Genomic DNA, 21,163 nt, shown 5'->3' on the forward strand with positions numbered 1-21,163 from the left:
CGAGGGGACGCTCTATCCGCCGAGGTCCCTCCCCGTCGTCGTAGCGCGCGCACCAGGTCTTGACGCCTCCGGGTGTCCCAGCCGACGGCCCCCGTCATCCAGCTGGTCGACCACGCCGGCGGTGGCGGCCAGGACCTCCGCCAGCACGGGGTCCACAGCCGCAGGTGTATGCCGCTCGTCAACCTCCTTGCCAGCACGATCGTGCCTCTGGGCCCCTTCACAATGACCTCTCCTCGGTCCACCTCGACCCAGTGAGGCACTGTCGTGCCGGTCGCTGCTCCCCACACACACCGCGGACCGGAGACCGCTACTCCGCCCGCGTCACCAGGACGGCCACCATCACCCGGTTGTCCACACCCAGCTTGTCCTGGATCGACGACAGCTGCGCCTTGACCGTGCTGGGGCTGACGAAGAGACGCTCGGCGATCTCGGCGTTCGACAGCCCCTCGGCCACCAGTGCTGCGACCGCGCCCTCGCGGGCGGTCAGCCGGGCCAGGGCCCACTGGGCGCTCAGCCGCTCCGGGGCGGTCGACGAGTCGTGCAGGTGCTGCATGAACTGCCGTGCCGTGCGCTTGGAGACCGCACCCTCCCCGGCCGCGACGGCGAGGACGTGCTGGACCAGGTCGTCGGGCGACTCGGTCTTGAGCAGGAAGCCGCTGGCGCCGGCGACCGCAGCGCGGAAGGGCTCGTCGACGGAGTCGAAGGTCGTCAGGACGATGACCTCGGGCGGGTCGGGCAGGGCCCGCACGAGGCTCGTCGCGGTCAGACCGTCCATCCGCTGCATCCGCACGTCCATGAGCACGACGTCGGGACGGTGGCGCTGAACCGCCTCGACGGCCTGGTCGCCGTCCGGCACGGAGGCGACGACCTCGACGCGCCCCCCGCTGCCCCGGGACAGGATCATCCGCAGCCCGGAGCACACCATCGGGTCGTCGTCGACGAGCAGGACCCGCACCGGCCTGTCAGGACCCTGCCGACGCTCGGCGGACGCGACGTCGCTCACCCCTTCTCCCCCGTCCACGGCAGGGTGACCTCGACCGTGAACCGGCCGTCCTCCTCGGGCTGAACGACCTCGCCGCCCAGGATCTCCACGCGCTCCACGATCCCCCGCAGGCCCGCGCCGGCCGCACCGGGCACCGTGGTCGCGAGGACGGCGTTCGACGCCTGGATACGCACCCCGTCCCCCGGGCCACCGGTGACCTTGAGCCGCAGCAGCTCGCTGGGTGCGTGCTTGCGGGCGTTGGTGAGCAGCTCTTGGACGATGCGGTAGACCGAGTGCGCCAGCACCGGGTCGGCGTCGTCGGCGCCCTTGAGGAACACGGTGGACGCGACCGGCACGCCGGAGTTGGCCATGTCGTCGATGACGGACGCCAGCTGGGACAGCGAGCTGACGGCCACCGGTGAGAGGGGCCCGTCGCCCGAGCCGGACGCCGGGTCGCGTAGGACGCCCACGAGCGAGCGGAGGTCGTCCATCGCGCGCTGGGCGTTCTCCCGCACGTAGCGGGCGCTGTCGCGCAGCTCTGGGTCGCTGCCGGCCGCCACCTCGATGCCGCCGGAGTGCAGCACCAGCAGCGAGAGCCGGTGCCCGATGACGTCGTGCACCTCGCGGGCGATCAGGTCGCGCTCGGCCTGCCGTGAGAGCTCGGCCGACAGCGCTCCGGTGGTGGCGCGCTCGGCCTCGACCTCCTGCCGGGTGTCGTCGAGCTGGTGCCGGGCCCGGAGCCAGAAGCCGACGACCACCGGCAGCACGACCACCACGAGATAGACGACGCTCGCGGTGTAGACGTTGAACGGCGTCGGGACGCCGTTGGCGGTGGCCGGCGAGGCGAAGAGCCGCACCACCGAGGCCAGGCCGGTGGGGCCCAACGAGTCGCGGACGAACCACGCCGTCCCGCCGAGCACGTAGAGGAAGGCGAGCGTCTCAGCCTCGTTGCGCTCCCTCTCGCGGACCAGGACCTGCGGCAGCACGAGGGCCATGACGGGCCCGATCGGAAGGAGGAGCTGCAGCAGCCCCAGGCCCCAGGCCGTGTTGGTGAGGTCCGTGCGGCGCCGGAGCAGCAGGAGAGGCGCCCCCAGCGCCACCAGCGTCGACAGCCCCTGCACGGCGTCGGCGGCCCCGCCGACGGGCCCCGTCCACCCCCACAGCTTGTTGCGCTCCTCCGCCGCGGCGACCCCGAGGATGGTGACGAACAGCGCGAGCACCATCAGGACCGCCGTGCGGACCCAGTAGCTCACCTCCGCCGTCCATGCGGCACCCCGTGCCACCGTCGCTGCTCCCATGCCCCGCACCCTAGGTCGCCGCACCGACACACCTCATCGGCCGAGCGGCCCGCGCCGGCACTCCATACCTGCCCGACCGGCCAGACCACCCTGCCCGGTCGGCCGATGTGCCGGACCGCCCTGTCGGGTGGACTGCATCCGTCAGATCCCGCGAGCACACCACAAGGAGGCTCACCATGAGCAACCACCAGCAGCCCACTCCCCCGCCGCCCCCGCCCGGGGGCTGCCTCCCCCAGGGACAGGCGTACGGATCTCCCCCTGTCCAGGAGAGACAGAAGAAGAGCTGGTTCGCCCGGCACAAGATCCTCACCGGGATCCTCGGCGTGCTTGTGCTCTTCATGGTCGTCGGCGCGCTCGGAGGGGGCGACGTGGAGTTGCCGGGCGCCCCCCAGAACCCGGCCGCGAGCGCGAGCTCCGCCGAGGAAGGCACGGGCTCGTCGGCCAGCTCGCAGGGATCGACGGCCGACGAGTCCGCTGCCGAGGAGGCGCCTGCCGAGCCCCAGGTCGGTGACGTCGTCACCGTCGGGGACTTTGCGGTCACCGTGACGGGCACCGAGGGCGGCCTCGCAGGGATCGGGGACGCGACCTTCGGCGAGGGGGCGCAGGGCCAGTTCGTCAAGGTCTGGGTCACCGTCGAGAACACCGGCGACAGCGCCGAGTACTTCTTCGACAGCGACCAGAGCCTCGTGGACGACCAGGACCGGCAGCACTCCACGTCCTCCTCGTCGTGGCTGCTGGACGAGGAGAGCCTCTTCCTGGCCGAGATCAACCCCGGGAACACGATCGAGGGCGTGCTCCTCTACGACATCCCGGCCGACGCCGTTCCGACCGCGGTCGACCTGCAGGCCGGCTGGCTCAGCAGCAGCGTGCGGGTGTCACTGGAGGGCTGAGCACCACCACGAGCCGGGGCTCGGTCGCCGCAGGGGGGCGGCCGAGCCCCTCGACGTTCGGCTCAGCCGCGGTGCGCCACGTCCACGGCCCGCGCCCAGGACGCCACGTCCTCCGGGAGCTCCGGCGAGACCACGCCCGGCCCGAGCAGCCCCACCGCCTGGGGCGCAGGCACCCGCACGCCGCTCCCCCTCTCGAGGAACCGCCCGGCGACCAGGCCGCGTGCGCAGTGCTGCCCGCCGCTGGTGAAGACCTGCTCGAGGTAGACCACGCGCTCGTCCCACCCGAGCACCCGCGTGGTGATCTCGAAGCGCTGCCCGAGCCGCATCGAGCGTCGGTAGCTCACCGTCTGCGCCGCGACGACCGGGTACCACCTCTTCGCCCGCAGCAGCGGGTAGCCGTCGAGGTCGGCGATGTAGTTGCTCCGCGCCACGTCCATCATCTGCAGGTAGACGCCGTTGTTGACGTGCAGGTAGAAGTCGAGGTCGGCCGGCCGCACCCGCATCGTCGTTCCCGACGGGTCGAGCAGGCCCTGGCCGGGGACCGGACGGCGCGGGCGGAGGCTGGTGCGGAGGAGCTGGATCTGGCGGGCCACGGCGTCACGGTACCCGTGGCAGCACCACATACCCCCTCCTGCCCACCGCAACGTCGTGCAGGCCCGAGAACGCTGACCCAGCAGCCTCGACTGCTGTCGGGCGAGCGGGACGGTTCGGACCGGAGCTACCCGACCAGTGCTGCCGCCTCGACTCGCATCTTCGCTCCCGCGAGCATCTCGTCGAGGAACTCCCCGTGCGAGTTGGCCTCCATGGTGGCCAGGCGCTTGCCCACGCCCGGGACGTTCATGTGCCACTCACCCTGCCCGGTCAGCAGCGTGCCACCCTCCCGGGGCTCGAAGGTGAAGGTCCACAGCGGATTCTCCGGGCCGAAGTGCACCTTCGCCACGATGCGCTCGCCCGGGACCACATCGACGAGCTCGAGGGTGCCCTCCACGTGGATGGGGCCCGCGAACGAGTAGAGGCGGGCGGTCGTGCCGACACCGTCCGGCGTCAGGTTCTCCTCCCGGACCGCCACGTCCGGCGCCCCCGTCCAGAACGTACCGATGGCGAGGACATCGGCGAACACCCGCTCCACGGGGGCGTCGATGGTGACGGAGCGCGTGAGCGTACCTCCTCGCTTTCCCCCCTTCGGGAGCTGCGCGGGCTCAGGCGCCACACCCTCCGCACCCGCCTTGATGTTGGCGAGGAACGCCAGGAAGTCGCCCGTGGTGATCTTGGCGGTGAGGCTCTCGAGCGGCCGGCCGACGACGGGCACGTCGTAGCTCCACTCGACGACCGACCGGAAGTCGGTGTCGCCGTCGTCCTGCGGCACGAGGGTGAAGGTGAACACCGGGCCCGCGGACGACTTCGCGACGATCCGCTGGTTCGGGACCACCTCGGTGAATTCCACGTGGCCCTCGTAGTGCAGGAACAGCATTCGCACGTACCACTCGGCGTGGCTGCCCACGCCCTCAGGCGTCAGGACCACATCCCGGACCGCGACATCGGGGTGGCAGGCCCACAACTTCCCGACATCCTTCACAAAGTCGTATACCTGCTCCACCGGGGCGTGGATCGTGATCGCGTCTTCGAACCTTGCCATCGTTCCATCTCCTTCGATGAACGGTGGGCGGCCTGCCGGTGCCCCGACGGAGTACGGTCGGGTCGTCCTACGGCCAAGTTTACTCCGTAGTGACGACCCGCGGAGGAGTCCGACTGAACGCGTGCTGACCCAGGTCGTCGCTCCGCCAGCACAAAGGCCGGTGTGACGCATCTCATAGCCCTCGTGGGGCGACCGAGTTCTACGCTGGAATCAGCACGAGGAGTTGGGCACGATGACTGCTCACACATCGAAAGACGGTTCTCCGCGGGGGGCGGGAGCCGAGACGGGCCGGCGAACCACGGACCGGCGGACGGTCTTTCTCAGCTACTGCCGCCACGACGAAACTCTTGCCGCGAGCATCGGTCGGGACCTGACCGACATGGGCGTCGACGTCTGGCGCGACGAACGGCTCAGCGGTGGCCAAGCCTGGTGGGACACCATCCTCGAGTCGATCCGAGGCGCTGATGCAGTCCTGTTCGTGCTCAGCGGAAAGTCGTTGGACTCCGTCCCCTGCGGTCGCGAGCTCGACTATGCGCGCTCGTTGGGAAAGCCGATGCTCCCCGTTCGCATCGACCGCACGGCGCCCGGGGTGGCCCCTCCGTTCTTGGCCAGCCTGGAGTGGATCGACTACTCCGACGACGACCGGGCTGCTGTCATCCGGCTGATGCGTGCGGTCAACGCCCTCCCACCGGCACCCGAGCTTCCCGACACCCTGCCGGAGCCGCCTGCGGTACCCCTGAGCTACACCACCAACCTCGCGGCGCTGGTGCACCAGGCCGAGGATCTCAGCCTGAACGAGCAGCACTCTCTGATCTTCGACCTGCGGGAGGGCCTGGACGACGAGTCGCACCGCGACGAGTGCGCCCAGCTGCTGAGGCAGCTGCGGTCCCGCCGGGAGCTCCTGGCCTCCGTGGCCCGGCAGATCGACGAGGCGCTCGCCGAGCACGGGTCCGCCGGAGGCGGCGTGCGCCGGCAGGCACCCGACCGCGACCCAGCTCCAGAGAAGGCCCCGCCGCTGCCTCCGCCTGAAGGACCGCCGGTGACTCCGAGCCGGCCGGTGACTCCGGAGGGGTGGACCTCCTCGCCCGTTCAGCCCCGCCGGAGATCCCGACGGCTGGGCCCGATCCTCATAGCCCTCGTCGTGGGCCTGCTCCTCGTCCCGGCCATCATCGTCATCGGCGCCCTTCTCCAGTCGACCGACGCGGACACCTACGGCGACGACGCGACCCTCGACGCTCTCTGGGACAGCTGCGCCGCCGGCAATCTCGCCGCCTGCGACACGCTGTACGACGACTCCCCCGGGGGCAGCGGCTACCAGCAGTTCGGCTCCACCTGCGGAGGCACCAGCGAGGCGACGGCAGGCTCGTGCAGCAGCATCCCGACCCCCGATCCTCCTGACCCCGAGCCAACTCCGGACCCACCTGCCCCGGAACCACCTGCCCCCGAGCCCGCTCCCGACCCACCTGACGATGCCGTCCTCGACGAGCTGTGGGACGGATGTGCCAGCGGTGACCTCGCGGCATGCGACTCTCTCTACCTCCAGGCGGAGCCGGGCAGTGACTACGAGACCTTCGGGGGCACGTGCGGCCTGCGCGGTGTCAGTCTGCTGGGCGCCTGCGCCAGCAGTCTGCCCTTCCCGTACACCTACGGCGATGCCCCCGACCTGGACGCCCTTCAGGACTCGTGCGTGGCCGGTGACCTCGTCGCCTGCGACAGCCTGTATCGAGGCTCCCCCTCGGGCAGCGACTACGAGGCGGTCGGCAGCTTCTGCGGCTGGCAGTCGACCGAGCCCATGTACGGCGCCTGCGCGGGAGGTTGACCGTGTCGACAGACGCGGTGCGGGACGGCCCGCAGGTCCGAGCAGACGCTGACCGGTGCACCACTCTCGAGCTCCTCGCCCAGGCCATCCACGGCGTCTACCTGAGCGAGAACAGGTCGGCGGGCCACCAGCTACCGCCCGACGACCCGGCGCTGCAGCCGTGGGACCGGCTGAGCGATGCCCTCAAGGACTCCAACCGGGACCACGCACGGCACCTCACCGACAACCTGCACGCGATGGGTCTGGCGGTCGCTCCCCTGGACGGCGACGCGGCCACCCTCACCGAGGCAGAGGTCGAGGCCCTGTCGCAGGAGGAGCACGAGCGGTGGGTGACCGAGCGGCGGCACGCCGGTTGGAGGGCGGGGCCACGCGATGCGGCGGCGCGCACCACTCCATACCTGGTTCCGTGGGGCGCGCTGAGCGAGGAGGTCCGCGATCTCGACCGCATGTTCGTGCGGAAGCTGCCCGACCTCCTCGCGTCCGTCGGCCTCCAGGTGGTCCGGCCGGCGAGCTGGGCGTCCCTGTCGGCACCTGCTGCGCCGTCGGGGTATGACGCGACGGCCCCCGACGTCGTGCAGCTGGCGTGGGACTCGCACCGTGCGTGGTCCCGGGCTGCGGACCGCCTGAAGCACGACCGCGAGCGCCAGGCGAAGGTCGTGCTGGTGCTCGGGCTCGTGGGTGCGGCGCTCGCCGCCGCGCTGATCGCGGCCGGCGCGGGATCCACGACCGGACGACTCCTCGCCTTCCTGAGCGCCGCCTCGGTGGGGGTCGCGGGCGTCCTCAAGTCGAGGTCCGGGACGGAGCAGGTGCGGGACTGGACCAGGGCGCGGTCTGTCTCGGAGGCCATCAAGTCCGCGGTCTACGTCCACCTGGCCACCGGCGGTGACGACGATGCCCTCGACCAGCGGGTGACCGACCTCGAGGAGGACGCGAGCGACCTCCTCAGCCTGAAGGCCATGGCTGCACCGTCGTCGGCGCCACCGCCTCCGGTGCGCGACCTCGAGACCTACGTGCGCGAGCGTGTCCTGGAGCAGACCGAGCAGTTCTACCGCCCCCGCGCACGAGAGCTGGAGCGCAGGGCCGCCGTGGTCCGACGGGTGTCGCTCGGTCTGGGCGTCGCGGGTGCACTGCTCGCCGCTGCCGCGGGGACCTGGCAGGCGGAGCAGGTCGCGGCCTGGGTGCCGGTCACCACCACGATGGCGGCCGCGATCACCGCCCAGGCAGCCGCGGCCCGGTACGACTACCTCATCGTCGAGTACACGCGCACGGCAGCGGAGCTGGAGCGTCTGGCGCGACGTCAGAGGACGAGCACGGCCCTGAGCACCAAGGACTTCGTGACCGCGGCGGAGCGGGTCATCTCCACGGAGAACCGCGGGTGGATGGCTCGCCTCGCAAAGGGCGACGAGACCACCTGAACCGGCCAGAGCCCGGCTCCTGGCTCAGACCGCAGGGGCTGGCGCGGGAGGCTCCGACCTGAGCTGGCCACACCAGGTGACCATCCGGGCTAAGTGCGGCGAGCAGCTCGGCGGCCCCGGGTGGGACGCATCACCATGCTCGGACTGCTCAGCCCTGTGGATCTTCGAAGCGTGCGGTGCCGACCCCCAGGAACCTCGATCGACTCCCCGACTGCATCCTCGCTGCGTACATGGCATCCGGCAGCTGACCAAGGCGCGGATCTGCCGCATCACGGGTGCCGTTCCCACAGGATTGCTCCCGCCGAACGGCCCGCCCTGCTGGATGCCGGACGGGCCGTTGCCTTGACGGTACGCAAGCCGCGAAGCTTCGGTGTCATCACCCGGGACCCTGAGCCGATGACCTGTCCGGACGAGCCGGTGGCCTACGATCTGGTGGCTGTGCCCCGGTGGGCCGGTTTACTGGTCACCGGCTCCGCTGGTGCCTTCTGCGTCCGAGGCCTGCCCGAAGACCCAGGCGTCGACCGGGAAGAAGTCGTCCACCCACCAGACCCTGCGGGCCATGGCGTCGGACTCTGTGAGCGTCCCGTCAGTGATCTGGGCCTGAGCCCAGACCGCGTAGAGGAACTGTCCGCCGGGGTTCGCCGTCATGCTCGCCTCGCTGGCCTCCAGTCCGGGCGTCCCGGACTCCATCTTGTCGAACTCGTTGCAGAAGCCCGAGCCCTCCAGGACGGTGCCCACCACGTCGTCGTCCTCGTGCGCGGCGTTCGGGTAGCAGTCCGTCACGTCACGGCTGCCGTCACGCGTGGACTCCGCGAGCTCGTCCCAGACCACGTAGTCGTCGCCGAAGTTGACGGCGCGGCTGTAGAAAAGGTCGAGCGGCTCCGGCTCGCCGAACTGGGTCGTGGTGTTGTCGCCGGTCTCGTAGACGACGAAGAAGCGCGAGGGGTCCCGCACGTCCTCGTTGTCGCCGAACGCCGTCTCCCACTCGAGCAGCCCGTACCCGAACAGGTCGGACGTCACGTTGACGCCTTGTGGCGAGCCGGTCATCGCGAAGCGCGGGTCGAGGGTGGTGGTCGACATCGACTTGTGCTGCGTGACGTTGCGAGCCTGCTCGTCGGCGCCATCCTTGGTCGCGTCGTAGGTGTAGCAGACCTGCGGTTCCACGAGGTCCCCGCTGGCCTGGGTCTCGTCGCTGCGGTAGCTCTCGCAGACGACGGTGCCCTCACCGGTGTACTTGGTGCCGTCCCAGTGGGTGTAGTTGCTGGGCGTGTTCGTCCACGACCCGGCGCCGTCGAAGGAGCGACGGATGTACAGCTCATAGCGGTCGCTGCCCTTGGCGTTGAGCCGCCAGTTCGGCGACCAGGCGTAGAGCATCATGACCATGTCACCGTCGAGGAAGCCGCGGTGACCCTTGGCGACATCGAGCGGGTTGTACCACGACTGGTCACGCAGGGTGGAGTCGTCGGTCCGGGCATCGGTGTCGCAGTCGAGGGGCGCCATTGTGTCCTCGCCCAGTTCCACGCTGCTGTAGTCGGCGGGGCACTGGTGCCACGTGAGGGCCTCGGTAGTGTTGGAGTCCTTCGTGGTCTCGTCGCCGTCGTCCAGCACGTTGCCCTGCAGGATCGGGTTGGTGTCCCCGACTCCGAAGGTGCCCTGGGTCAGGTCGACCGCGGGGCACGCGATCGCCTCGCCCGTCTCCGAGTCGACGCACGTGTCTGGGATGGAACCCGACAGGTTGATGGGAGACTCGAGGCAGACGCCCTCGGGGTACTGAGCGTTGGAGCCGTCCTGGAACGCCCACGTCTCGCACGCCATGTTGCGGAACGCGTACGGGTTGCCGCCGTTGGGCCCGCCGGACCTGAGGTTCCAGCCGTCCGGGATGATGATCTGGCGGGACATGACGTCCGCCGGACCTCCCGAGTTCATCGTGCCCTGCTTCCAGGTCGGCAGCGCCAGCAGACCGTCCTTGGCCTTGGAGGTCGCGTTGTGGACCTTGTAGATGTCCTGGCCGAGCCAGCTGCCGCGACGGGCGATCTCGGTGTTGTAGATCGAGTACTCGTCGGGTGCATCCCCTGCTACGGGAGTGGCGTCGCTGAAGTTCCACAGGTACTCGGTGCTGGCGTCGCCGAAGAACTCCCCGGTCCGCCAGTTCACCTCCGGCTGGTTGAGCATGTTGCCGTGGCTGCCCAGGTTGTCGAGCAGGCCGTCGAGGTCCTCACTCACCATGTCGTCCGTGAGGGACATGCTGAACGAGTTGTACCAGATGCTCTTGCCCTCGTCGAAGGGCACGCAGCCCTCGATCGCGGGATCCGCGTCGGGGTCGCACGCCACCGTGTAGTCGACGGTGCCGTCCTCGGACTCCATGAAGCCGAACTTGCCGAGGCCCTTGTCCTCCTCGAAGATGACCGTGGCGAAGGCGTTGTCGATCACGGCGTCCTTCACCTTGCCCGTCGAGTCGTAGCCGTAGAGGCCCAGGCGCGGCCGGGTCGCGGCGGTGTTGCCGAGCATGGGCAGCCCGTCCTCGGTGATACACACAAGGGATGTGTCATCGTTCTTGCCGACCACGACCTCGATGATCGACTCGCACATGTCGTCGAGGCCGTACTCGAGCGGGTTCAGCTCGATACCGTCGGTGGTCTGGGGCACCGGGACCGGACCCGTGTCTGGGTCCGTGTACTCCGCGAGGGCCGAGCCGTAGCAGTACGGCTTCGGGTTCTCCACGTTGCACTTCTCGTTGTCCGTGACGCGCATGGGCATCGCGAACGGCACGAACGGCTTGGGCTTCTGCGTGACCTCGGGGTCGAGCGCGAGCGCCTCATAGCTGCCCTCAGTGGCGGTGAAGTCGTCACCGGTCAGCGGCAGGTATGCGGTGCCGTCCTCGACCGTCGGGTCCTGGACGATGCTGAAGTCCTCGATGTCGATGTAGGAGTACCAGACGTCTGTCCCGCTGTTGGCGATGGCACCGCTCCAGCCCTCACCGGGGCCTTCTCCCTGTCCGGGGCGCAGACCGTCTGGGTCCTCCTGCCAGGTGATCGCGAAGCCGGCGCCGGCGACGCCCATGACCTCGACGCGGTTGACGTCGCGGGTCCCGGAGGTGAGTCGCTCGGTGTTGAACCAGCGCATGAAGGATGCCTCGGTGACATCCCCGGTGCGCGGGTCGTCGCCCTTGATGAGCTCGCCACGGGCGGTCCACAGGCAGGAGAAGGGAACCTCGCCGGCCGGGTGGTTCTCCTCCCACTTGTCGTCGAGGTAGTCGATCGTCCCCTGGTTGCCGGCGACGCCGTACATGTCGATGAGGTAGAGGTCGTCAGGTGACGCAGTGGCGAGGTCGATCCCGAGGTACGTGGCGATGGCCGCACGGCGCTCGGTGTTCAGCAGGCCTGTCTCGTCATCGACGCCGTCGAGCGAGTAGTTGGGCTGGCCCTGGCTGCAGAACTTACTGGGCCACGCGACGACGACCTTGTTGCCGGCGATCGCGTGGAACATGTTGGTGACATCCCCGGGGTATGCGGTGGTTCCGTCAGCCACCAGCCCTGCGTCCGTGAACAGCGGGATGTCGTCGCGCACAATGTCGATGGAAGACTCGGCCGCCGACTCGGACAGGTTCGTGTCCTTCCACGTCACGCCGTCGTCAAGGCTGACCGCGGCGAACGCGTCGCGCAGGCCGTGACCCGCGAATCCCGTGCCGTCGACGCCCTCCTCGGGTCCGTCCATGAAGACGTTGACCAACGGTTTGGCGAGCCCTCGTATTTCATCGGCGACGTCGTCGCCGTCGTTGTAGAAGTACTCCAGCCCACCAGCAGTGGTCTCGGTAGAGATGGTTCCGTTCGCGGCCTGCGCCGGGACGTAGAACTTCATCATGCCGGTGAAGGCGTGCTCGGCCTCATCGACGTAACCGTCGACGACGGCTTCCTTGTCCGAGATCACCTTCATGACCTTCTCGCCGTCATCTGCGATGGCCATCGTGGCGACGGACATAGCTAGAGCCGCTGCGCTCAGTATCGCGACCCCCCGGTGTTGCTTCATGATTCTTCCTCTCCCATCAGCCCCACGGCGAGGGAAGGGAGGCGCTCCGAAAGGAGGGTCTGACGGCTCTCGTGGCGATCCACGGTGATCGCTGGGGACAGTGCTTGTGAACGTACTCCGGTCCGTCGACCGCGACCAGCAAAGGTGTTGAGCGTCACAATCCGAGCGTGCGTTTACGGGGTATTCGTCTTCGCGGATGGGTGAGGGCGACGCGCCGAGCGAATGCCTGAGACTGCGACAACTGGACCTTCTCCTGGGCCTGGAGGGGCTGCACGTGCTGGCGGCCCGATCGCGTCAGCTGGATCGGCAACTGTTGCTGACGTGCGCTTCGAGACCAGAGCGCTCGCGGGCGGACGACGGGGGGTGCTACCCGTCCAGCCCGCACGCTGTGCGAGCCTCCAGGATGGCGGCGCGCGCAAACTCCTCGTCCCCGCTGAACTCGGGGTCTTCCTTGATGGAGGTGGCCGAGGCCCTCAACCGGTCCGGGCTCCCCGCCTGCAGTCCACACAGCTGCTGGATGAGGTCCGCGTAGGCGTCCCGGCGTGCCACCTCGTCATCGTCAGAGAACCGCGCGTCCAGCTCGTCGCCGCTTCCGGCTACCGCGGCTTCGTACCATGCGGCGAACTCATCGATGGCGGCATCGCTCACCGGCTCCGCCCGGTCCGGCCCAGGTCCGGGCCTGGGCGCATCCACCGCAGTCGTCTCGCTGTCAGCACCGCCGTCGTCGGCGCTGCACCCCGCCAGGGCGACGACAGCAAGGGCACTCGCAGCGATGACCTGTCTCAGTCCCATGACACCAACGTAGAGCGGGAGGGCATGAGGCGCACGACTATCGGACCGAGCGCCGGGAGGACGACGCGAGGTTGGCGAGGGCCCACCCGTGCGGTCCAGCTCGGGCGGCAGGTTGCCGTAGCGTGCGCCACCCCCGACCCTCACCGCGGACCGGTCCGCGTCCGCCTCGACCGGGCGCGGGAGGCGGTCCGTCGACACGGGCACGCCCGGGGTGTCGGCCACCCGGCTGAAGGAGTGCCTGGCCCCGAGGGCCCTCGGCGACCCCAGCGTCGGGAGCACCCGCTGGAGCTCCTCCACCGAGACGGGCTCGACCCCGTGCGTCGCGGCATACCGCAGGTTGCCTCCCCATTTCATGCCGGTACTCATGGGGAGCCTCCTGCCGTCCCGCACACCGAGAAGGTGGTTTGCGTGGGGCCAGGTTCCGGGGCCACCTTCGATCGAGGAGCCGTCGGAGAGGCTCGGCGGCGGATGGAGCGCCTTGAGAACGTCCGTGCGCCACACGGCATCGTGCGCCGCGGTCAGCACCATCCTCCTTTTCGCCGGGTGCTCCGGCGGCGACGAGGACTCCTCGGTTCCGGCCGACACCGCCACCAGTGCCCAGACCTAGGACCCCACCGGTGCGACGACGGCTCCCCCCGGCGAGGCCGCTGCACAAGAGGTGGCCCTGCCCGACCCGCCCGGACCCCGGCGACGTCATCCCGATGACACCGGTGGCACTCCCGCTGAAGGTCAGGGAGCAGCTGGCTGCCCTCCTCACCGGGCCGAGTCCGTGGCGGACCCTGGTCGCGGAGCGGGAAGCCTGGGAGCAGACCCTCGACCGGTTCGGGGACCAGGGGTCGCTCGGCGACATCCCGCTGGTCGTCCTCGTCGCGGCGGCTGGGGCTGGAGGAGGACATGTCCGCCTTCGACCGCCAGCAGTTCGGCATCAGGCCCGAGGACGTCGCGACGTAGGACATCTCCATGGGCAATTCTGCCCATAGCCGGAGGACGGTCTCCCGCGGGACACTTCTTCCCGGCGGTCGTGGAGGACCGCGCCGAGAGGGAGTGACATGACGACAAGGCATCTCCAACGCAGCATGGCGGTCGCCGCCGTGACGGCGACCTGTCTGCTAGGTCCGGCCGTGGGCGCCCACGCAGCCAACGAGCGCGGCGCCCAGGCGGCCCAGGGCGACTTCGTCGCGGTGGTCGATTTCACCTCGCCGCAGGTCCAGGACGTCCGGGGCAACAAGTGCGAGTTCACGGTGAACGGCACGCTGACGTTCTCGGGCACCGTGGACGGCGACGCCGTCGGGCAGACGACCGCCGTGATCTTCGCGCCGTGCGATGAGGCGCTGTCCTCACCGCCCGGGACCTTCTTCGACGTCTTCCGTTTCGAGGGCGACTTCACCGGCGAGGTGCTCGGCGATCCGACCAGCGGGCCCGTGAGCTATGCCGGCGTGACGCGAGTCGGCGGGTCCATCGACGCGAGGATCATCCTCGAGGGGGACGACGCACGGGCCGTGCTGAGGGCGGACGCCCAGGTCGGCGTGGGCGGCACCTACGACGGGGTCGCCAAAGCCTCCTGACGCGGCGCAGGCGAGGAGCCTCAGAGGTCGGGGTGGCGCTGCCCGTACGCCGTCGCCGCCTCGAAGGCGTGGGCCACCCGGAGGAGATCCACGTCGCGGCCGGGGGCCGCGACGATCTGGATGCCGATCGGCAGCCCGCCCGAGGAGAAGCCGCCCGGCACCGAGATCGCCGGGCACCCCGTCGCGGAGATGAGCGTCACGGCCCGCATCCACTCCAGGTAGTTCTCCATGGGCCGGCCGTTGATGCTCTCCGGATACTCCAGCTCGGCGTCGAACGGGAGCGCCTGGGCCGTCGGCAGCACCAGCACGTCGTGGGTGGTGAAGTAGTCCTGCGTCGCCACCCACAGCCGTCCGCGTGCCGCGTCCATCGCGACGAGGTCGTCGACCGTGAGCTCGAACCCCAGTCGTGTGTTCCACACGACCGCCTGCTTGACGCGGCCGCCGTCCGGGCGCGCCGTCTCGGCGCGGACGAGCTCGCCGAACGTCGCGACGAAGTCGTAGGCCCGCTGCACCCGGAACACCTCGTCCGCCTCGCGCAGGTCGGGCACGCCGCCATCGACCTCGGCACCGAGCCGGGCCAGCACGTCGGCGCTCGCCGTGACCGTCGACGCCACCTCAGCCTCGACCTCCAGCATCCCGCCCAGGTCGGGGCTCAGCCCGACCCGCAGCCCCGCCAGGCTCGGCTGGTAGTCCGCGCCGAGCCGGAACTCCGGCAGGTCGAAGACCGAGCCCGGCTCCGGCAGCGAGCACGGGCCCTCCGGCAGCGGCCCGCAGCCCACGCTCATCAGCAGCGCGACGTCACCGACGGTCCGACCCATGAAGCCCTTCTGCGCGAGCCAGGCCCAGGCGTTGCCGGGCGGGGTGTGCGGGATCCGGCCGTTGGAGGGCCGCATGCCGACGACGTTGTTGAAGGACGCCGGCGTGCGCAGCGAGCCACCCATGTCCGACCCGTCGCCCGAGGCCTGGATGCCGGTGGCCAGGGCCGCGCCGACGCCGCCCGACGAGCCGGCCACCGACTTCGTCGGGTCGTAGGGGTTGACCGTCGTGCCGAAGACCGGGTTGAAGGTGTGCGCGCCCGCGGCGAACTCGGGCACGTTGGACTTGCCCGTGGTGACGACGCCGGCGGCGCGCAGCCGCGCCACGACGAGGTCGTCGGTCTCCGGGACGCGGTCGGCGTGGACGGGCGAGCCGAGCGTGGTCCGCATACCAGCCGTGTCGTGGGTGTCCTTGTGCGTCATCGGTATGCCGTGCAGGGGCGGCAGCACCTCCCCCGCCCGACGGGCCGCGACGAGGCGCGCGTCGGCCGCGCGCGCCTCGTCCAGTGCCCGCTCGGGGTCGGTGGTGACGATCGCGTTGACCGTCGGGTTCACCTCGTCGATGCGCGCGTAGTGCGCGCGCACCGCCTCTTCCGAGCTCACCCGCCCCTCGGCGATGAGGGCGGCGAGCTTGCGGGTGGAGAGCCAGGTGAGGTCGGTCATCACGATCCTGTCTTCGGTGGGTTACGTCTGCAGGTGGCTGACGAGCGCGGTGAGGGCGGCACGGACACCCGTCCGCAGAGCGGTCCGGACGTCGTCCGGCAGGAACATCGGGGAGTGGTTGCCAGCCACCCCTGCCTCGACGGACTCCGCCGTGTGACCGCCGAAGAACCAGTAGGTGTAGGGCACGCCGATCGCGTCCCCGAACCGTCCCACGTCCTCAGACCCGGTGACGGCGGGGGTCTCCAGGACCGCGTCCTGGCCGAGCTCGTCGCGGAAGGACTCCATGAGGCTGCTCGTCAGCGCAGGGTCGTTGTAGACCCGAGGAAACTCGTACATCTGCCGGATCTCGGGCTCCGGGGCGCCGGCGGCCGCCGACTCGGCACGGACGATGCGCTCGATGGCTGCCAGCACCGTGGCCCGCACGTCCTCGTCGAAGGAACGCACGTTGATGCTGAAGACCGCCTTGTCCGGGATGATGTTGTCCTTCAGACCGGCGTGGAACGTGGCGATGGTCAGCACGACAGCGTCGCGCGCGGAGATCTCGCGCGAGACGACGGTCTGCAGCCGGGTCACCATGAAGGCGCCGAGGACGACGGGGTCGATGGCATTCTCGGGCTGGGAGCCGTGGGCCTGCTTGCCGCGGACCGTGACCTCCAGAGAGTTGGCCATCGCCATCGCGGTCCCCACCGACACGTTGACGGTGCCCGCGACGCCCGGCCACAGGTGCTGGCCGAAGACGGCCGACGGCCTGGGCGCCTTGTCCCACACCCCGTCCTCCAGCATCGCGGCCGCGCCGGCCGACGTCTCCTCTCCCGGCTGGAAGAGGAACACCGCGGTGCCGGCCCACAGGTCGCGGTGCTCGGCGAGCAGGCGCGCGGTCTCCAGCCCGACGCTGATGTGCGTGTCGTGCCCGCACCCGTGCATCACCGGCACGGCCGTGCCGTCGGGCAGCGTCCCCTGCGCCGTCGAGGCGAAGTCGGCGCCGGTGTCCTCCGCGATCGGCAGACCGTCGATGTCGGCCCGGTAGGCGACCACCGGCCCGTCACCGTTGACCAGCGTGGCCACCACGCCCGTGCCCCCGCAGAGGAAGGCGTCGTAGCCGTGGCCCTCGACGAGCTCCTTGATCCGGGCGGCCGTCGCGTGCTCCTGCATCGACAGCTCGGGGCTGCGGTGGAACTCCTGGTAGAGCTCGACGAGGTCGTCGAGGTGGGCGTCGAGGTCCTGGGTGAGTGCTGTGCTCAGTGCCACTGGGTGATCGTCTCCTGGCGGGTATGGCGTGCGGTCGGTCTGGGGAAGGTGGTGCGGCGGGTCAGTTGATGCGGGCCTCGAGGTGCTCGTCCTCCACGTGCTCGGCCTTGTTGCGGGTGAACCAGGCGATGGCCACGGTCAGTGCCACGCACAGCGCGATCGCGAAGGACGACACGAGCTTGGGGCTGTTCGGCACCAGGAGCAGCACCACCGCGAGCGCGACGCCGATCGCGATGGCCGTCGACTTGGGCTGCTTGAGCGTGGCGATCAGCTGGACCATCACCCCGCCGAGGATGGACGGCAGGATGTAGACCCGTGCGACGTCGGTGATCGAGGTGGGCATGATCGAGACGATCCAGGTGCCGAGGATGCCGACCAGCAGCAGCAGCGAGGTCACGTGGACGACGGCGGCGCCCGCGATGCCGGCCGTGGCGGCGTACGACGCCTTCCGGGTGCCGAGCTCGGCCTCGATGCTCGCCTGCGCCACGATCGCGGAGGGGACGAGCTTGTTCGCGATGTTGCCGATGAGGAAGGCCTGGTACATGCCCGCCGGGCCCAGGATCGGGAAGTAGGTCACCGGCTCGACGACGTAGAAGACGCCGTAGACGGCGGCGACCGCGATGAAGGCGGTCAGGACCTGGCTGAACGTGATGCCGAGGTCGGTGGTGGCCAGGATGATGAACGGCACCGCGGTGGCGATGACGAGCCCGGCGAAGAGCGTGGCCCGACCCCAGTTGTTGGTGGTCCGGGTGTAGGCATCGAACAGGACGTCCTGCTCGGGGGTGTAGGTGCGCATCGTCTGGTCCTCAGTTCGTCGCGATGTAGGCGGCGATGAGCCCGCCGATGATGGAGAAGCCCAGCGCCCACTCGCGCAGCCAGGCCTGGTTGATGCGCCGGGCGATCCACAGGCAGATCGCCATGATCACTGCGGAGACGGCCACGGCCAGGACGTGGAAGGACGACTTGGGCAGCTCGGTGACCGTCAGACCGGAGAAGGCGGCGAGCAGCGCCGCGGAGGGCACGATCGCCATCAGCGCCGGGTTGACCTTGGTCAGCCTGGCCTGGCCGCGCGACAGGAGGGGCGTCAGGATCAGCGTGGCGATCATCCAGCAGGCGCCCGACAGGCTCATCGCGAAGAGCGCGACGACGAAGACCTCCTGCGTGTAGGTCGCGTCTCCGAGGTTGGCCCCCATCGTGCCGGCGGCGATCGAGGCCGACGCGGTCTCGGTCGCGGCCGAGCCGATGAGACCGATCCGGACCAGGATCGCGGGCGTGCCGAAGAGCGGGAGGAGGGCGATCGCGACGAGCACCACGGCCAGCGACGGGCCGATGGCGGCGACACCGCCTGCGCGGAAGGCGTGGAAGACCTCGCGCTGGGTCATGTCGGCGCCGACGGCGTTCTTGCGCACGGCGATCATGTAGATGCTCGACTGCAGCAGGACGACGCCGAGGACGGTGAGCGCCAGCACCCACAGCAGCGGCGAGTTGGCGATGGCGCCGATGTCGTTCGACGCGCTCTGCGCCCGGATCATGTGCGGACCTTCGTCATGCGGGGACTCCTTCGGTGGTGGTCATGACGGGGGTGTCATGGCGCTGGATCGGTGCGGGGTCTGGTCGGATCTGCGGATCAGGTCACAGGTGGTAGGTCACGTTCGCCTCGTGCGCGTGCTGGGGAACGCCGGGGCTGACCTGCACCCGCCTGCGAGCGGGATCCAGCACGACGGTGACGAGAGTGGCGAGGCGTTCCTTCGGGTCCTTCGTCTCGTCGGGCAGGAGCGCGACCCCGCCCTGGTCCAGCGGGGAGCACAGCAGCGGGATCAGCTCGTCCGGGGTCCGAGGGACCAGGGCCCGACCCGTGGTGCCCTCGAGGTAGGCCAGCCGGTCGCGGGTGTCGGACTCCGGGTTCAGAAGCAGGGCGCCTTCCTGCTGGTCGCGCGCCAGGAAGTGGTTGGTGTGGACCCTCCACCCCTCGCCGTCCAGCACGGAGACCCGGCCCGGGGCGACCTCGACCATGGCCACCCGGTCCGCGCCGACGAGCGTGAGGACCGAGGAGGACGTTGTCGGGGCCGAGCGGATGATCTCGAGGCCCTCCGCCACGGACCCGGCCTCGGACAGCACCCGGTTGAGCACGGAGTGGACCGGCACACCGCCAGGGCTGTCGTCGCGGTGCTTGAGGATGTTGAGGTGCACGCCGACCCCGGCGGCGTTCATGCCGATCTTGGCGGGCATGCCGTGCTCGGCGAACCCGGCGTGGGCCAGCTCACCCTCGAGCGGATCGACCCGGTGCGCGTGCCAGCAGCCGGAGAACTGCGCATACCAGTCCCAGGTCTGGGCGGACACGGAGGCGCCCTGCGACTGGTGGGCCACGGTCGAGCACTCCCCGGGTGCAGCCTCCGCCAGGGTCAGGATCTCCGTCCGGGCCAGGGTGAGTCCCAGGTCGAGAACGTCGAGCTCGGCCCCGTGGGCGATCCCGAGGATCTCCTCGTGCTGCCTCGGCGCCCAGACCCGCAGCGCGGCCAGCGACGCGTCCGCGGCTGCCCGCTGGTCGACCTCGCTGATGCCCAGGTCCACGAAGAGCCCTGCGTAGCGTCGCGCCGTCGCCCGGATGCTGGCCGCCAGCGTGACACCACGGACAAGGCCACGCTCCCGGTGGTCCTCAGCACCGATCCGGAAGGCCTGGAGCGGGACGCGATGAGGGGCCACGGTCCCGGGCACGAGCTCGGTCCTCACTGTTGATCCAGAGCCAGGAGCGCGTGCGTGAGCGTGGTCACGCCGGCGGTCACGTCCACCAGGTCGGTCCACTCCTCAGGACAGTGGCTCCGCCCGTCGTGGGAGGGGACGAAGATCATGCCGGACGGCACCTTGCGCGCGATCACGGCGGCGTCGTGCTCGGCACCGCTGAAGAGTCGCGACGACGAGTAGCCGAGACCGTCCACCACACCGGCCAGCGCTGACAGGACGGGGCCGGACATGGGCGCCGGTTCCTGCAGGGGGAGCCAGTCGACCTCGACCCCGACCCCCCGCTGCCGACCCTCGTCCTGGGCAGCAGCAGTGAGCTGCTCCTGCGCCTGCCGCAGCCACTCCCCCTCGGGCCCACGGAACTCACCACGGAAGTCGGCGCGTGCGGTGACGACGTTCACGGCGGCCGGTGTGAAGGTGACCTGACCGCTCGTGCCCCTGGTCTGCACACCCTCGCCCGCGATGCGTTCCACCGCCAGGACTGTCCCCGCGGCGGCGCAGCCGGCGTCGTGACGCAGACCCATCGGTGCGGTGCCGGCATGGTCGGCCCGCCCCGTGAAGAGGGCCCGGAAGCGCGAGACCCCGGTGATCGACTCCACGAGCCCGATCTGGCTACCCTGCTGCTCCAGGTACGGACCCTGCTCGATGTGCAGCTCCAGAAAGGCATCGACGCCCGAGAAGTCGACGTGTGCCCCGAGCAGTGCCGACGCGTCGATGCCGATCTCGGCGAGCGCGTCCGCCAGGGTGCGCCCCCGGTCGTCGAGGAGTCCCAGGTGCTCGGCGGTCAGCTCGCCGACCATCGCTCGTGAACCCAGGCAGCTGAGTCCGAACTCGTTCGGCTCCTCGCTGAAGAAGTCCACGACGACGAGGTCGTGCTCGAGCTCCCGCCCCGCCTCCCGGAGTGCCCGGACGGCCTCGATGGCACCGACGACCCCGACGATGCCGTCGAAGCGACCGCCTCCCACGACCGTGTCCGTGTGCGACCCGACCATCAGGCTGCGCCCTGTGGCGCCTGCCCCGCGCAGCCGCCCGACGATGTTGCCCGCGCCGTCGACCGTCGTCTCCAGACCCGCGTCGGCCATCCACCGAAGGACGAGCTCCCGGGCCTCGCGGTCGACGGGGCCGAGGGCGGTGCGGGTCCACCCGGGGAGGTCAGCCTCCACCAGCGCCGCGAGCGCCCACAGATCGGACTCCACGCGCCCGGGGTCGACCGCGATCTCTGCGGCGATGGCACCCATGCGGTCCACCTCTCTGAGGACTCGTTCACGCGAACGT

The 21,163-nt window shown here is 70.2% G+C and carries 17 protein-coding genes; 5 read left to right on the forward strand and 12 right to left on the reverse strand.

Annotated elements, in window-relative coordinates; genetic code table 11:
* Positions 1 to 72 precede the first annotated feature (72 nt).
* Positions 73 to 255 (forward strand): hypothetical protein, encoded by a 183-nt coding sequence (locus tag ACI3ET_RS00150; RefSeq protein ID WP_405030864.1) that lies wholly within the window; start codon positions 73 to 75, stop codon positions 253 to 255.
* Between the two features lie 52 nt (positions 256 to 307).
* Here the strand turns inward: ACI3ET_RS00150 and ACI3ET_RS00155 are convergent, their stop codons facing one another.
* Positions 308 to 1,003 (reverse strand): response regulator transcription factor, encoded by a 696-nt coding sequence (locus tag ACI3ET_RS00155; RefSeq protein ID WP_405030865.1) that lies wholly within the window; start codon positions 1,001 to 1,003, stop codon positions 308 to 310.
* On the reverse strand, positions 1,000 to 2,280 hold the full coding sequence (locus ACI3ET_RS00160) for a sensor histidine kinase (RefSeq protein WP_405030866.1): 1,281 nt from the start codon (positions 2,278 to 2,280) through the stop codon (positions 1,000 to 1,002). The genes ACI3ET_RS00155 and ACI3ET_RS00160 overlap by 4 nt, the downstream gene beginning before the upstream one ends.
* Before the next feature lie 176 nt (positions 2,281 to 2,456).
* Between ACI3ET_RS00160 and ACI3ET_RS00165 the strand changes: the two genes are divergently transcribed.
* Positions 2,457 to 3,170, forward strand: coding sequence for a DUF4352 domain-containing protein (locus ACI3ET_RS00165; RefSeq protein ID WP_405030867.1), 714 nt, complete (start codon positions 2,457 to 2,459; stop codon positions 3,168 to 3,170).
* 62 nt (positions 3,171 to 3,232) lie between these two features.
* Here the strand turns inward: ACI3ET_RS00165 and ACI3ET_RS00170 are convergent, their stop codons facing one another.
* Both ACI3ET_RS00170 and ACI3ET_RS00175 read right to left on the reverse strand, forming a co-directional pair.
* Complete coding sequence (locus ACI3ET_RS00170) at positions 3,233 to 3,763, reverse strand: acyl-CoA thioesterase (protein ID WP_405030868.1); 531 nt, start codon at positions 3,761 to 3,763, stop codon at positions 3,233 to 3,235.
* Positions 3,764 to 3,888: 125 nt separating this feature from the next.
* On the reverse strand, positions 3,889 to 4,806 hold the full coding sequence (locus ACI3ET_RS00175) for an SRPBCC family protein (RefSeq protein WP_405030869.1): 918 nt from the start codon (positions 4,804 to 4,806) through the stop codon (positions 3,889 to 3,891).
* A gap of 232 nt (positions 4,807 to 5,038) precedes the next feature.
* Between ACI3ET_RS00175 and ACI3ET_RS00180 the strand changes: the two genes are divergently transcribed.
* Together ACI3ET_RS00180 and ACI3ET_RS00185 are read left to right on the forward strand one after the other, a co-directional pair.
* Positions 5,039 to 6,625 (forward strand): toll/interleukin-1 receptor domain-containing protein, encoded by a 1,587-nt coding sequence (locus ACI3ET_RS00180; RefSeq protein WP_405030870.1) that lies wholly within the window; start codon positions 5,039 to 5,041, stop codon positions 6,623 to 6,625.
* Between the two features lie 2 nt (positions 6,626 to 6,627).
* Positions 6,628 to 8,040 (forward strand): DUF4231 domain-containing protein, encoded by a 1,413-nt coding sequence (locus ACI3ET_RS00185; RefSeq protein WP_405030872.1) that lies wholly within the window; start codon positions 6,628 to 6,630, stop codon positions 8,038 to 8,040.
* A 456-nt stretch (positions 8,041 to 8,496) separates the two neighbouring features.
* On the opposite strand, the gene ACI3ET_RS00190 is transcribed toward ACI3ET_RS00185, so the two are convergent.
* The gene (locus ACI3ET_RS00190; RefSeq protein WP_405030873.1) at positions 8,497 to 12,003 is read right to left on the reverse strand and encodes a choice-of-anchor O protein; all 3,507 of its coding nucleotides are present in this window, start codon (positions 12,001 to 12,003) and stop codon (positions 8,497 to 8,499) included.
* A gap of 429 nt (positions 12,004 to 12,432) precedes the next feature.
* Positions 12,433 to 13,449: a hypothetical protein gene (locus ACI3ET_RS00195; RefSeq protein WP_405030874.1), complete on the reverse strand. Its 1,017-nt coding sequence runs from the start codon at positions 13,447 to 13,449 to the stop codon at positions 12,433 to 12,435.
* 530 nt (positions 13,450 to 13,979) lie between these two features.
* On the opposite strand from ACI3ET_RS00195, the gene ACI3ET_RS00200 reads away from it, so the two are divergent.
* Positions 13,980 to 14,423 (forward strand): hypothetical protein, encoded by a 444-nt coding sequence (locus ACI3ET_RS00200; RefSeq protein WP_405030875.1) that lies wholly within the window; start codon positions 13,980 to 13,982, stop codon positions 14,421 to 14,423.
* A gap of 20 nt (positions 14,424 to 14,443) precedes the next feature.
* Here the strand turns inward: ACI3ET_RS00200 and ACI3ET_RS00205 are convergent, their stop codons facing one another.
* The 6 genes from ACI3ET_RS00205 to ACI3ET_RS00230 all read right to left on the reverse strand — a co-directional run bounded on the left by ACI3ET_RS00205 (position 14,444) and on the right by ACI3ET_RS00230 (position 21,126).
* Complete coding sequence (locus tag ACI3ET_RS00205; RefSeq protein WP_405030876.1) at positions 14,444 to 15,901, reverse strand: amidase; 1,458 nt, start codon at positions 15,899 to 15,901, stop codon at positions 14,444 to 14,446.
* Between the two features lie 21 nt (positions 15,902 to 15,922).
* Complete coding sequence (locus ACI3ET_RS00210) at positions 15,923 to 17,149, reverse strand: amidohydrolase (protein ID WP_405030877.1); 1,227 nt, start codon at positions 17,147 to 17,149, stop codon at positions 15,923 to 15,925.
* A gap of 61 nt (positions 17,150 to 17,210) precedes the next feature.
* Positions 17,211 to 17,945 (reverse strand): hypothetical protein, encoded by a 735-nt coding sequence (locus ACI3ET_RS00215; RefSeq protein ID WP_405030878.1) that lies wholly within the window; start codon positions 17,943 to 17,945, stop codon positions 17,211 to 17,213.
* 10 nt (positions 17,946 to 17,955) lie between these two features.
* Positions 17,956 to 18,681 carry a DUF5058 family protein gene (locus tag ACI3ET_RS00220; protein WP_405030879.1) on the reverse strand — a complete coding sequence of 242 codons (726 nt, stop codon included), beginning with the start codon at positions 18,679 to 18,681 and terminating at the stop codon, positions 17,956 to 17,958.
* Between the two features lie 100 nt (positions 18,682 to 18,781).
* Positions 18,782 to 19,864: a C45 family autoproteolytic acyltransferase/hydolase gene (locus ACI3ET_RS00225; RefSeq protein ID WP_405030880.1), complete on the reverse strand. Its 1,083-nt coding sequence runs from the start codon at positions 19,862 to 19,864 to the stop codon at positions 18,782 to 18,784.
* Between the two features lie 11 nt (positions 19,865 to 19,875).
* On the reverse strand, positions 19,876 to 21,126 hold the full coding sequence (locus ACI3ET_RS00230; RefSeq protein ID WP_405030881.1) for a M20 family metallo-hydrolase: 1,251 nt from the start codon (positions 21,124 to 21,126) through the stop codon (positions 19,876 to 19,878).
* Positions 21,127 to 21,163 lie beyond the last annotated feature (37 nt).

Origin of the sequence: Ornithinimicrobium jinqii, from assembly GCF_045032595.1 — a bacterium.
GTDB lineage: Bacteria > Actinomycetota > Actinomycetes > Actinomycetales > Dermatophilaceae > Ornithinicoccus.